At 68.7% G+C, this 12,624-nt stretch carries 12 protein-coding genes; 9 read left to right on the top strand and 3 right to left on the bottom strand.

Annotated elements, in window-relative coordinates; genetic code table 11:
* Nucleotides 1-47: 47 nt before the first annotated feature.
* Nucleotides 48-542, bottom strand: coding sequence for an OsmC family protein (locus ACSMFO_RS34080; protein ID WP_038521494.1), 495 nt, complete (start codon nucleotides 540-542; stop codon nucleotides 48-50).
* A 122-nt stretch (nucleotides 543-664) separates the two neighbouring features.
* On the opposite strand from ACSMFO_RS34080, the gene ACSMFO_RS34075 reads away from it, so the two are divergent.
* Together ACSMFO_RS34075 and ACSMFO_RS34070 are read left to right on the top strand one after the other, a co-directional pair.
* Complete coding sequence (locus tag ACSMFO_RS34075) at nucleotides 665-1,600, top strand: LLM class F420-dependent oxidoreductase (RefSeq protein ID WP_436461837.1); 936 nt, start codon at nucleotides 665-667, stop codon at nucleotides 1,598-1,600.
* Between the two features lie 140 nt (nucleotides 1,601-1,740).
* Complete coding sequence (locus tag ACSMFO_RS34070; protein ID WP_350574815.1) at nucleotides 1,741-2,964, top strand: MFS transporter; 1,224 nt, start codon at nucleotides 1,741-1,743, stop codon at nucleotides 2,962-2,964.
* On the opposite strand, the gene ACSMFO_RS34065 is transcribed toward ACSMFO_RS34070, so the two are convergent.
* Nucleotides 2,948-4,486 (bottom strand): amino acid permease, encoded by a 1,539-nt coding sequence (locus tag ACSMFO_RS34065; RefSeq protein ID WP_038521486.1) that lies wholly within the window; start codon nucleotides 4,484-4,486, stop codon nucleotides 2,948-2,950. The two genes, ACSMFO_RS34070 and ACSMFO_RS34065, sit on opposite strands and share 17 nt — an antisense overlap.
* A 289-nt stretch (nucleotides 4,487-4,775) precedes the next feature.
* Nucleotides 4,776-5,894 carry a glycerophosphodiester phosphodiesterase gene (locus ACSMFO_RS34060; RefSeq protein ID WP_395861487.1) on the bottom strand — a complete coding sequence of 373 codons (1,119 nt, stop codon included), beginning with the start codon at nucleotides 5,892-5,894 and terminating at the stop codon, nucleotides 4,776-4,778.
* A gap of 177 nt (nucleotides 5,895-6,071) precedes the next feature.
* On the opposite strand from ACSMFO_RS34060, the gene purD reads away from it, so the two are divergent.
* The 7 genes from purD to ACSMFO_RS34025 all read left to right on the top strand — a co-directional run bounded on the left by purD (nucleotide 6,072) and on the right by ACSMFO_RS34025 (nucleotide 12,506).
* Complete coding sequence (purD, locus tag ACSMFO_RS34055; RefSeq protein ID WP_436461836.1) at nucleotides 6,072-7,334, top strand: phosphoribosylamine--glycine ligase; 1,263 nt, start codon at nucleotides 6,072-6,074, stop codon at nucleotides 7,332-7,334.
* A 136-nt stretch (nucleotides 7,335-7,470) separates the two neighbouring features.
* Nucleotides 7,471-7,857: a PE domain-containing protein gene (locus tag ACSMFO_RS34050; protein WP_037334617.1), complete on the top strand. Its 387-nt coding sequence runs from the start codon at nucleotides 7,471-7,473 to the stop codon at nucleotides 7,855-7,857.
* Nucleotides 7,808-8,449 carry a DUF3558 domain-containing protein gene (locus ACSMFO_RS34045; protein ID WP_436461835.1) on the top strand — a complete coding sequence of 214 codons (642 nt, stop codon included), beginning with the start codon at nucleotides 7,808-7,810 and terminating at the stop codon, nucleotides 8,447-8,449. The genes ACSMFO_RS34050 and ACSMFO_RS34045 overlap by 50 nt, the downstream gene beginning before the upstream one ends.
* Nucleotides 8,450-8,459: 10 nt before the next feature.
* Nucleotides 8,460-10,109, top strand: coding sequence for a hypothetical protein (locus ACSMFO_RS34040; RefSeq protein ID WP_436461834.1), 1,650 nt, complete (start codon nucleotides 8,460-8,462; stop codon nucleotides 10,107-10,109).
* 4 nt (nucleotides 10,110-10,113) lie between these two features.
* The gene (locus tag ACSMFO_RS34035; protein WP_038521472.1) at nucleotides 10,114-10,884 is read left to right on the top strand and encodes an ESX secretion-associated protein EspG; all 771 of its coding nucleotides are present in this window, start codon (nucleotides 10,114-10,116) and stop codon (nucleotides 10,882-10,884) included.
* Between the two features lie 147 nt (nucleotides 10,885-11,031).
* Nucleotides 11,032-11,343 (top strand): hypothetical protein, encoded by a 312-nt coding sequence (locus ACSMFO_RS34030; protein ID WP_038521469.1) that lies wholly within the window; start codon nucleotides 11,032-11,034, stop codon nucleotides 11,341-11,343.
* Between the two features lie 44 nt (nucleotides 11,344-11,387).
* A complete protein-coding gene (locus tag ACSMFO_RS34025) occupies nucleotides 11,388-12,506 on the top strand; it encodes a transglycosylase SLT domain-containing protein (RefSeq protein ID WP_038521467.1) in 1,119 nt (372 codons plus the stop codon).
* The last annotated feature ends 118 nt before the right edge of the window (nucleotides 12,507-12,624 follow it).

Here is a 12,624-nt window from a genome sequence, read left to right as displayed (position 1 = left end):
GGTCCTTTCATTGCAAATTTCGCAATGAAAGGACCTTTCCTAGCGTCTTAAGCGAGCGAGGTCTTCACCGGCGTCGGGTTCCGGAACAGGTCCAGCACCGGGCAGTGCTCGTCCACCTGCCGCTTCAGGTCCTCGTAGACCTCCGCCCCGGCGGGCCCGCTCAGCTCGACCGAAACGCGCACGTCCCCGAAGCCCGGCCGGGTCTCCGAGAACCCGAAGAACCCGTGAAGGTCGATGTCGCCGTCCACGGTCACCTGCACGCCTTCGAGCGGCACACCGAGCTTCGCCGCCCAGAACTGGTACGTGATCACCTGGCACGAGCCCAGCGCGGCGAGCGCGTACTCGACCGGGTTCGCCGCGGTGTCGGTGCCGCCGAGCGCTGCGGGCTCGTCGACGGCGAACGAGTGGTCGCGCACCCGCACGTCCACCCGGGTCGCGGTCCCGGGGTTCAGCGCGTTGGCGACGCTGAACGAGACGGCGGCGTTGCGCGGGTCGGCGTCGACGGCGGTCTTGGTTCCTTCGATGACATCGGTCAGCGACATCGGGTCTCTCCAGGATCGAGGTGTCGGACGCCGCCCAGGGTGGGCCAACACCGCGATCCGCGCGCATGATCCCAACTGGTGAACGGCGAAATATCCGCGAGGCGCCGTCGTTGCCGTCGAACATGACCATCGGAGTGGCACTCCCGTCCGGGGACACCGCGGACGCAGTCAACATCGTCGACGAACTCGTCACCCAGACCCGGCAGGCCGCCGACGCGGGGCTGACGTCGGTCTGGTTCTCGCAGCAGATGGAGCACGACGCGATCACCGTCGCCGCCCTCGCGGGCCGGGCCGTCCCGGGAATCACCGTCGGGACGAGCGTCGTCCCGATCTACCCGCGGCATCCCCTGCTGATCACCGGTCTCGCGCAGACGGCGCAGGCCGCCACCGGGGGCCGCTTCGTGCTCGGCCTGGGAACCGGTGCGAAGAACTGGCTCGAACCGGCGTACGGCATCGAGTACCCGTCGCCGATCAAACACCTTCGCGAGTACCTCACGATCCTCCGTCAGGTGCTCGACGGCGGCGAAGTCGACTTCCACGGCGAGACGGTCCGGGCGCACGCCAAGGGGTTCGCGGCCTCGCTTTCCGTCGCGGGGTCTTCGGACATCCCGGTGATCGTCGCCGCGATGGGACGGCAGGCGCTGCGCGTCACCGGCGAGCTCGCCGACGGCACGATCCCGTTCCTCGCCGGGCCGAAGGCCCTTTCCGGGCTGATCGTCCCGGAGATCACCAAGGCCGCCGCCGGTCGTCCGGCGCCGCGGATCATCGCGATGGCCCCGGTCGCCGTGACCGACGATCCCGACGCCGTGCGCGCCGCGGTCGACCGGCAGTACGCGTTCTTCCGCGACATCCCGTCCTACCGCGCGGTCTTCGACGCCCAGGGTGTGGATTCCGCCGGTGAGCTGGTGATCGCGGGGGACGAGGAGACCGTCGCGGCCGAAATCCGGCGGTACTTCGACGCCGGGGCGACCGAGGTCGTCGCGGCACAGAGCGGCATCCGGAACACCGAAGAGCGGCTTCGCACCTGGCAGGTTCTCGGAGACCTCGTGAAGCGCTGACCCTCATGTCATGAAAGGGGCGTTCAGGACATTTATCGTCCTGAACGGCCCTTTCATGTCATTCAGGGGCCCAGTGGCCTTGCTCACAGCGTTCGTATTGTGCATACTCGTGCGCATAGCGAACACAGCTGGAGGTCCCCATGTCCCCTGCCGCGGCCCGTTCGTGGGTGGTCCCACTCGCCTGGACGGCGGTACTGCTCGACGGATTCGACCTGGTCGTCCTGGGCACGGTGCTGCCCGCGCTGCTCCGTGACCACGTCTGGGGCCTGACGCCGGGCACGGCGTCGGTGATCTCGACGGTCGGACTGATCGGCATGACGATCGGCGCGCTGGCGATCGGCACGATCACCGACGTCATCGGCCGCCGGAAGGCGCTGATCATCGCGGTCACCGCGTTCTCGGCGTTCACCGCGCTCTGTGCGATCTCGCCGTCGGCGTTCGTCTTCGGTCTGCTGCGCTTCCTCGCCGGGCTGGGCCTCGGCGGCTGCCTGCCGACGGCGATCGCGCTGGTCACCGAGTACGCCCGCAAGGGGAAGGGCGGCAGCGCGACCACCACGGTGATGACCGGCTATCACGTCGGCGCGGTACTCACCGCCCTGCTCGGCATTTGGCTGATCCAGCCGCTCGGCTGGCGTGCGATGTTCATCGCGGGCGCGCTGCCCGCGCTCGTGCTGGTCCCGCTGATGATCAAGTACCTGCCGGAGTCCGAGTCCTTCGAGCGGGCGCGGGAGACGCAGGAGAAGTCGGCGACCGAGGTCGTCGGCGGGCTGTTCCGCGGCGGGCTCCTGCGCGCCACCATCGCGTTCTGGGTGACGTCCTTCATGGGGCTGCTGCTGGTCTACGGGCTCAACACCTGGCTGCCGGAGATCATGCGCCAGGCCGGGTATCCGCTGGGTGCGGCGCTCGGGCTGCTGCTCACGCTGAACCTCGGCGGTGTCGTCGGCCTGCTCGTCGCCGGCCGGGTGGCGGACAAGGTCGGGGTCCGGCCGGCGGTGATCTTCTGGTTCCTCGGAGCGGCCGTGTTCCTCGCGCTGCTGAGCGTGAAGCTGCCCGCCGTCGGCCTGTACGTGGCCGTGTTCCTCACCGGCGGGTTCGTGTTCAGCGCGCAGGTGCTCGTGTACGCGTACATCGGCAAGACGTACCCGGACGTCATGCGCGCCACCGGGATCGGCTGGGCGGCGGGTGTCGGCCGGGTCGGCGCGATCTGCGGCCCGATCCTCGGCGGCGCGCTGCTGAGCGCCGGGATCGCGTATCCGTGGGGTTTCTACGCCTTCGCCGGAGTCGGGGCGTTGGGAGCGGCCGCGGTGACCGGAGTCCGCGCCGGCCGCTCCCGGGAGAACGTCGCCGCTACCCCAGTTCCTTGAGCTCCTTTTCCACGGCGGCGAGTTCCTCCTCGGAGCCCTGCACCTTCGGACCCGTGAACCACTTGCGTGCCGAGGCGAACCACCACACCGCCGCACCCCCGAGTACGACGAGGAAGGCGATGGGCGTGTAGTTGAAACTGTCGATGGTGACCGGTGATCCCTGCGGAAGCATGAACAGCACGAAGATGAAGCAGACCCAGACGGTCGCGATGGTCCCGACGAGCTTGCCCCAGCGGCCGAGGTTCCACGGTCCTGGTTCGAAGTCGTCGCCCTTGCGCACCCGCAGGAACACCGGGATCACGTAGGCCACGTAAAGCCCGACGACGGCGATCGAAGTCACCGCCGCGTAGGCGGTCGCGCTCCACAGGTACGGCAGGGCGAGCAGGAGCGCGCCGCCCGCGGCCAGCCACACCGCGTTGGTCGGTGTCTGGGTGCGCTTGTTGATGCGGTGCCAGAACTTCGACCCCGGGATCGCGCCATCGCGGGCGAAGGCGTAGATCATCCGTGAGTTCGCGGTCACCGACGCCATCCCGCAGAACAACTGGGCACCGATGCAGATCAGCAGGAGGAACTTGCCGGTCGTCGCGCCGGTCGCGTCGATGAAGATCTGCGCGGGCGGCACCCCGGTCTCGGATTCCACGGCGCCGTCGTAGTCCTGGATGGCGAAGGTGAGGCCGATCAGCAGCACCCATCCGGCGACCAGGGAGACGAGGATCGAGTTGATGATGCCGCGCGGTCCGGCCTTCGCCGCGTTCTTGGTCTCCTCGGTCATATGCGCCGAGGCGTCGTAACCGGTCAGTGTGTACTGCGCGACGAGGAGCCCCAGTAAGAAAACGTAAACCGGGGAAGCCCAGCCGGTCTTGTTCACGAACTCGCCGAAGACGAAGGACGCGTCCTGGTGCTTGGCGGGCACGACGATCAGCACCCCGACGATGACCAGCACACCCACCAGATGCCACCACACGCTGATGCTGTTCAGCAGCGCCACGATCTTGACGCCGAAGGTGTTCAGCAGGCCGTGGATCACCAGGATGATCGCGAGCAGCAGGATCGTGTTGCCCGGCGTCGCCTCGAACCCGAACTGCAGGTCGAGGAAGGCGTTGAGGAACAGCGCCGCGCCGAAGTCGATCCCCGCGGTGACGGCGATCTGCCCGATGAGGTTGAACCAGCCGGTGAACCACGACCACGCCGCGCCGTTGCGCGGAGCGAGCTTCGCGGCCCAGTAGTAGAGGCCGCCCGCGGTCGGATAGCTGGAGCAGACCTCGGCCATGCCCAGCCCGACCAGGATGACGAACAGGCCGACCAGCGGCCAGCCCCAGATCATCGCGGCGGGCCCGCCGGTCTTCATACCGAACCCGTAGAGGGTCAGGCAGCCGGAGAGGATCGAGATGATCGTGAAGGAGACGGCGAAGTTGGAGAAGGTCGACATCGTGCGCCGGAGTTCCTGCGCGTAGCCGAGTTGGTGGAGCCGGGCACTGTCTTCGTCGGCGGGTTCTGCGGCCTGCTTGTCAGAGACATCCATCGGGCACCCACTTAAAAGGTATGCGGACAGACCATTGAGATCCGCCGAAATTAGGCCCGCCGACCTGCGCATGTCAAGGTCCCGTCAAGAAACCCGTCCTGGCACTCACCTCGCGACCGGTCGCCCAACGCCCACGCCTTGCCCCTTGTGGCCACTCAGTGTGGTTGGTGGGAGCGGGAGTGCTACCGCGAGTGAGGCCCCCAAATCACACTGGCTGCCTGAAGTACGTGAAGGCCCCCTTCCTTACGTCAGACGCAAGGAAGGGGGCCTTCACGTACTTGAAGAAGCGTCAGCGCCCCTCGAACGCCTTCACAGCCTCCAACGCCGTGTCCGGGTGGTCGGCGAAGTACCCGTCGACACCCGCCTTGAGGAAAGCCTCCTGCTCGGCGAAAGCGTTGCCGTACTCGGCGAGGTTCGCCGACGAACGCAGGTTCTGCGGGAGGAAGTTGTTCTCGTTGCGGAACGTGTACGGCCCGACCTTCAGCCCGGCCTTGTGCGCGTCGGCGACGAGCTTGGTCGGCTGCCCCAGTGCGCCGTTCACCACCGGGATGACCTGCGCCTTCTCCGGGCCCAGGTAGTCCGCGTACTTCGAGATCTCCTTCAGGCCCGCCGGCGTCACGAGGTCGGCGTACGTCCGCGGGTCACCCTTCGCGACGAAGTCGGCCGGAGCGCCGGACGCCGAGGTCAGCTGCAGCAGCGGCACCCGCACCTGGCGCGAGAGCTCGATCAAGTTCGACACCTCGAACGACTGGATGATCACCGGCGCCTTCGGGTGGTTGAGCCCGTTGCGCTTGAGCAGCTCGACCAGCTTCGGCTCGGTCGGGTTCTTGATCGACGAGAAGTAGGTCGAGTGCTTGATCTCCGGGTACGTCCCCAGCTCGCGACGCAGTTCCCGGCCCAGGCGGCGCGTCAGGTCGAGCACCTCCTGGTAGGTGGCGATCTGGTAGCGGCCGTCGTAGATCTTGTTGTTCGGCCGCAGCTGCGGGATCCGCTCGGTCGCGCGCAGGGTCTTCAGCTCGGCGAGTGTGAAGTCCTCGGTGAACCAGCCGGTGAACGACGTGCCGTCGATGACCTTCGTCGTCTTCCGGCCCGCGAATTCGGGGTGCTTCGCGACGTCGGTGGTCCCGCCGATCTCGTTCTCGTGCCGGGCGACGAGCTGGCCGTCCTTGGTGGGCACCAGGTCGACGTCGACCCAGTCGACGCCCTGGCGGTAGGCGAGCTCATACGAGGCGAGCGTGTGCTCCGGGCGGTAGCCGGGGGCGCCGCGGTGTCCGACGATCACCGGCCCATCGTGGCCCTTGGCCGACGCCGACACATCTCGGGCACCCGGCTCGGCGGCGCCGGCCAACCCGGTGACACTGAGTACGGCGAGTCCGGACAGGGCGAGCACGCCCAGGCGCTTTCGCATGGTGGATGACCTCTTTCGCTTGAACTCGGGGGTACCGCGCCACCCTTGACGCAGGAGGCGTCCGGACGGCGAAGACGGACCGGCGGAAGCCTGACCGCCGGGTGAACGCCGGATGGAACCACCCGCTCGAGGACGGCGACGTCTCTGTAGCTCACCGGCCCGGTTACCCTGTGCGTCGTGCGCGTACTGGTAATCGGGTCCGGCGCCCGTGAGCATGCACTCGTCCTCGCGGTCGCGGAAGACCCTTCCGTCACCGCACTGGCCTGTGCCCCGGGCAACGCCGGCACCTCTTCGGTGGCCGAGCAGCTCGGCGTCGACGCGGCCGACCCCGAATCGGTCTCCGCCCTCGCGAAGCAGTGGCAGGCGGACCTGGTGGTGGTCGGTCCCGAGGTCCCGCTGGTGGCGGGTGTCGCCGACGCGGTCCGGAAGGCGGGCATCGCCTGCTTCGGCCCGTCCGCGTCCGCGGCCAGGATCGAGGGCTCGAAGGCCTTCGCGAAGGACGTCATGGCGGCCGCGAAGGTGCCGACGGCGCACTGCGAGGTCGTCGACAACCCGGCTCGTCTCGATGCCGCGCTCGGCCGGTTCGGCCCCACCTGGGTGGTCAAGGACGACGGTCTCGCCGCGGGCAAGGGCGTCGTGGTCACCACGGACGTCGACGTCGCGCGCAAGCACGCCCTGATGCTGCTCGACGGCGGCCATCCGGTGCTCCTGGAGTCGTTCCTCGACGGTCCGGAGGCCTCTCTCTTCTGCTTCGTCGACGGCCGCACGGTCGTCCCGCTGCTGCCCGCGCAGGACTTCAAACGCGTCGGCGACGGCGACGCGGGCCCGAACACCGGCGGCATGGGGGCGTACGCGCCGTTGCCGTGGGCGCCGAAGGACCTGGTCGACGACGTCGTCGCCCGTATCGTCCAGCCCGTGGTCGACGAACTCGACAACCGTGGCGCCACCTTCTCCGGCCTGCTCTACGCCGGTCTCGCGCTGACGTCCGAGGGCCCGCAGGTCATCGAGTTCAACTGTCGCTTCGGCGACCCGGAGACCCAGGTCGTCCTGGCGCTGCTGCGCAGCCCGCTCGGCAAGGTCCTGCACGCGACGGCGACCGGCAAGCTCGCCGAACTGCCGCCGCTGGACTGGGATTCCGGCGCGGCGGTCACCGTCGTGCTCGCCGCCGACGGCTACCCCGGCAAGCCGAGGACCGGCGACGTCATCACCGGTGGTGAGCTCGAAGGCGTGCTCCACGCCGGCACCCGCCGCCGCGACGACGGCGCCGTGGTCTCCTCCGGCGGCCGCGTGCTGTCGGTCGTCGGCACCGGCAAGAACCTGAAGGCCGCCCGCAAGGACGCCTACGCGACGGTCGAGAAGGTCCACCTGGCCGGCTCCCACCATCGCACCGACATCGCCCTGCTCGCCGCCAAGGGAGAGATCGCCACCCCGGTCTCGTGAATTCCGGACGGAACCGCTCCGGTCCTTGGTGCGTCTAACCCGGTATTTCCGGCAAAGCTTAGGCAGCCGATACATCGGCGTTGGTAGCCTCAGACAGGACGAACGGTCACCGTGCGCAGTGTCCAAGGGGTGGGGAATGGCAGCATCGGGCAAGGTCCAGGACCTCACGTCGGCGGTCCCGACGCCACCGTCGGTGGCCGACATCAGAGTCGATCCGTCGAAGCTGCTCGAAGTGGCGAAGATCGTCGAAGAGCAGGTCGACGCGTTGCAGGACAAGCTCATGACGCGGCTCGACCAGCTGCGGATCGACACTCCGGCCAACGACACCGTGAGCGTGCACGCGACCGACGTGTGGAACTCGCTGGTGGCCGACGGCGACCAGTCGTACGCCGCGCAGGTCCGGGCGTACGTGGCCGGTCTTCGGGGGTTGGTCAGCCAGCTCCGCACGGCGGCCAAGGAGTACAAGACCAGTGATGCGGACAAGGCGGCCGCACTCGGGGACCGTGGTGTTCACCGGGCGTAGGCCCCGTGTGCTGGTGTCCGGCGGCGTGCTCACCCTCGCCTTGGCCGGATGTACCACGGACACGGGCGGCCAGCCGTTCCCGAACGAACCCGCGCTGGCTTCGGCCACGCAGGGTGCCAAGGCGTCCGCGCTGCCCGCCAGGCCCGCCGAGTTGACCCTCCAGGGTGTCGATCCGTGTGTCCTGCTCGCCGATCCGCAGCTCGACCGGCTCAAGATCAACAGCAAACCGCGCCCGGCCGCGGAACCGATCGACGGCCCGACCTGTGTCTTCGACGCGGACGCCGAACAGCCTTTCCACAGCTACTACGTCCGCACGATCACGGCGGACGTCGAAGAATGGTTCACCGGCAAGCGCCGCAAGAACAGCATGACGACGGAACCGACGCAGGCCGACGGGTTCCCCGCCATCAGGAACCACCGCGACACCGGCACGCCGGGTGATTGCGAAACGCTCGTCGGCGTCGCGAAAGGACAGACGCTGGCGGTGCGGGCCGTCACCATCACCGCGGGCGCGTTCACCATGCCGCAGCTGTGCGAGAAGTCCGCACTGGCGGCCGATTTGGCTTTGCAGACCTTGAAAGCACGCAATTAGGGAGGGCGGCGTGAACGTTTCCGACCTCGCGGGCAGGCTCCGCGATCTTCGGTTCGACGGCTACACCGACACCGGGATCGCGACCGAGATCGAGCAGTTCCGCAGCGGCGACGGCACCGGCAGCATCGGCATCGCCGTCGACGCGCTGAAATCCGTCGCGGGCGCGCTCGCCGACACCGACAAGACGCTGCGTGACGAGCTGGGCAAGCTCGGCGTGGAATGGCAGAGCGAAGCGGGCGGCGCCGCCGGTCAGGTGTTCACCGAGCAGGCGGGTTTCTCCCAGGACGCGAACACGAAGGTCTCGCATTCCGCGGAGATGATCTTCGCCCAGGGTGAGGCCTTCAACCGGACGCTGCACAAGCTCCCGGATCCGGACGTGGTCCGGAAGGGCGCCGGCGGCCTGACCGTCGGCGACGTCCTGCTGAGCCTCATCGGGTTCGAGACCGACCACGCCAAAACCGTCAGCGCCGCGAACAACGCGCGGGCGCAGGCGCAGGAGGCGTTGAACGACTACGCCAAGACGAGCGGCGAGAACCTGCTGACGACCGACACCCTGGCCGATCCGCAGGCGATGAACCTGACCCAGACCACGACGACCGCCGGCGCGGGCGGCGGGTCCGCCCCGCTCGACCTCGCGGGCACGGCCACGGATCTGACCCCGGACGGCAGCGTGCGGCCCGCGTCGGCCGCCGTGGAGTCGAAGTACGTGCCGCCGGTCGCGCAGCCGGTCAGCAACCCGAAGGCGCCGTCGTACGACGCCCCGACCCCGGCCTATGGCGTCGCCATGGGCGGCGGGACGGCCAGGAAGACCGCTTCGGCGGCACCCGGCGCGACCGCTCCCGCGTCGGCGGGCTCGACGACACCGGCCGGCACTTCGCGGCCGGCTCCCGCACCGGGTTCCGGCTGGGTGACGCCGAACCGGCCGTCCCCGCAGCCCGAACAGGGCAGGCCTTCGTACCCGGTCACCGGCTCTCCCGCCTCGCCGCCGTTCGTCCCGCCGGGCGCGCCGTCCAACCCGAACATCCCGCCGGGCCAGTCCACCGGCAGCCTGCCGCCGAACAGCACCACGTCGGCGCAGCCGGTCGCCAAGTCCTTCGGCACCGGTCCCGGTATCGACGCCGCGCTCGGCAAAGGCGCCGGTTCCAGCTCCGGCCCCGGTGTCTTCGGCAACGTCGGCGGCGGCGCCGGTGGCGACCAGGCGCTCGGCAAGGGCCGCTCGGTCGGCTCCGGACCGCAGGCGCCGCTGGCCCCCGGCAACGAATCCGGTCGCGGCTTCCCCGCCGTCCCGAAGATCACCGGCCCGGCCGCGGGTGACCTGGGCGCCGGTGCCGCCGCGCTCGGCGCCGGTGTCGCCGGTGGCGCGCTGAGCGGCGACAAGGAACGCGACCGCCGTCCCCGCCAGGAAGGCGGCGTGAAGCCGACCCGCCAGCTGCCGATCGGCGAGCTTCCCGAAGAGGAGGCCATGCGGCGCTCGGAGAAGATCGGCGCGAAGCAGCCGAAGCCCGAGTCGAAGTTCATGGAGCGCGCGGCCACCCAGGACGTCGAAGAGGACGCGGAGCACATCAGGCGTTATGGCGTCGACGACAAGGATCTGTTCACCGACGAGCGCTTGGTGTCGCCGGACGTGATCGGTGACCACGGCAACTCCGAAACGCGCTGACCCTGTGCCGAACGACAACGGCAGCCTGGTGCTGTCCGCACTCGAGTTCGAAATGCTCTGGGAAGCCGAAAGGCTGCCCCGCCGCCATGTCGCACTCGACGTGCCGAGCCCCGGAACGACCCATACGGAGCGGGCGGCACTGATCGAAGAGGCCTGGGAATCCCTGCGCGCGCGAGGGCTCGCGCGGGGACACCAGGCGTCGGGCGAACTGGTCGACATGCTGAACCTGTTCGCGCACCCCCGGCTCGCGATCGACGTCTGGGTGTGGACCGACCGCGAGATCAAGGGCCAGGCGGTCAGCGTCGGCAACCAGGCGTTGCTCGGCGTGATCGACGCCGGTCAGGTGTGGCTGATCCCGGCGCGCGAAAGCTCGCTGGCCGAAGCCGCCGTCTCGGTCGCGGGTGATCTCGGCCCCGGTGTCGGCCAGTCGATCAGCATCCCCCACGACGTCCTCGTCCAAGCCGACGCCGCGGCCCGCGGCGAGGCGAAAGCGCTGGTCACGGCCCTGGAAGATCTGGACGTGCCCCTCTGGCAGGCGCAGGAGGTGGCGGGCATGCTGCTGGGCCAGGAGGCGCGCGGCCAGTTCGGTGCCGAACGCGCGGGCCGCGACGGCCGCCCGCGGCGCGCGGACGGCGTGGTCGCCTTCTACGACACGGACGCGGGCCGCTATCTGTTCCAGGTCGCGCGGAACCGCGACGGGCGGGATTGGGCGACCATCACCCCGGCGGACAATCAACTGCTGGCGACGAGGATCCGGGAAGTCGCCGATTTCTGATTCGCCCGATTATCGGCGGGGTGGAAGTTGGCGTGGATACGCACACGGCCCCCTGCCGAGGTCTTAAAGTATGCGCGGGAACCGTCTTGATCGGCCGCGCGTCAGATCGGGCGGACACAAGTTTTTCCGTGAAGGGGATGACGAACCGTGCCTGTGTACGACCCGGATTCCATGGGGATCGCCGCCGGTCAGGTGGAGAAGCTCAAGGACGAGTTCGAGAAGACCAAAAAAGGCGTCACCGGGATGGATGACGAGAAGGAAAGCCCCTTCGGCGGAGTGGACGAGCACGGCGACGCGCAGGGCGCGGTCGGCAAGTTCAAACAGGGTGTCCACAACGAATTCGATTCGGCCGGTCAGCTGATGGAGGCCACGGCCTTCGTGCTGCGAAAGGCCGCAGGGCTGATCAAGGAGACCGAAGCGGTCCACGTGGACAACCTGAAGGTGCACGGGGACCTGTGAAGACTCGCCAGGCCTGGGGGCCGAAGACCAAGGGGGCTTGAGCAGTGGCTTTGAACGGTGTCGGCGCCGGCACGCCGGACGGCTGGGACGGACTGACCCAGAAGGCCGAGCAGATCAGCAAGGTCAACCTCGCCGCCATTCAGAACGCGTCGAGGCAGTTCAAGACGGCCGCCGACAACGCGGGTGACCACAGCGCGGCGTTGTCGACGTCGACCGAGGCGCTGAACGGCGGCGTCTGGGCCGGGCCCGCCGCGGAGGCCTTCTTCGAGTACGTCAAGTCGATCACCAAGGCCGGGAAGAACGTCGAAGAGCAGCTGGGCAAGGTCGTCGACGACCTCGATCGCGTCCACACCGATCTCGGCAACATCAAGGCCCAGGTGAAGGGCGTCTACGAAGACGCCGAAGCGGCGGTCAACAAGAGGAACACCCAGGCGGAGTCGGACAAGAACGCGGCGATCACAGCCGCCGCGCAGGCCGAGAAGGATCACAAGCCGGCGCCGAGCCCTTCGGCCGACGAGATCATCCAGAAGGCCAAGACCGACATCAACGGTATCGCCAAGGACGCGGACGGCCGGGTCAAGGGCCTGCTCGACCAGGCCAACCAGATGATCCAGAAGTCCCAAGAGCTGATGAAGAAGGACATCCAGGGCGGCTATTCCACCGTCCCGATGCCCGGCAAGGACGGCTCCGTCCCCAAGCGCACCGGCGGGCTCCACGCCGGTGGCGGCGGTGGAGGAGGCGGCGGCGGTGGCGGTGGGGGCGGCGGCCTCGGCCCGAGCGGCGGTCCGCCGTCGACGACGCCGCCCGGCAACGTCCAGCAGTGGATCCAAGAGGCCATCAAGATCCTGCAGGCCAACGGGATCCCGGTGACCGAGGCGGACATTCAGAAGATCTGGACGATCATCGAGAAGGAGTCCGGCGGTAACCCCAACGCCATCAACAACTGGGACTCCAACGCGGCGAAGGGCACGCCGTCGAAGGGGTTGATGCAGTGCATCGACCCGACCTTCAACGCGCACAAGCTTCCCGGACACGACGACATCTACAACCCGGTCGACAACATCATCGCGGGCGTGCGGTACACGTTCTCGCGGTACGGCGGTTTCGAAGGCCACCCGGGCCTGAAATCCATGGCCGGTGGCGGCGGATACCAGGGCTACTAACGAGCTCGACCGGCGCGCGTGCCGCTTTTCGGGCCCGCCAGAAGTACGTGAAGCCCCCCTTCATTGCGCTAGACGCAGTGAAGGGGGCCTTCACGTACTTGGGGAGGCCTTCACGCGC

The sequence above is a fragment of the Amycolatopsis sp. w19 genome (genome assembly GCF_051373225.1).
In the GTDB taxonomy this organism is placed as follows: Bacteria; Actinomycetota; Actinomycetes; order Mycobacteriales; family Pseudonocardiaceae; genus Amycolatopsis; species Amycolatopsis japonica.
The sequence above is the reverse complement of the archived record's forward strand: the minus strand, read 5'-3'. Positions and strand labels throughout refer to the sequence as shown.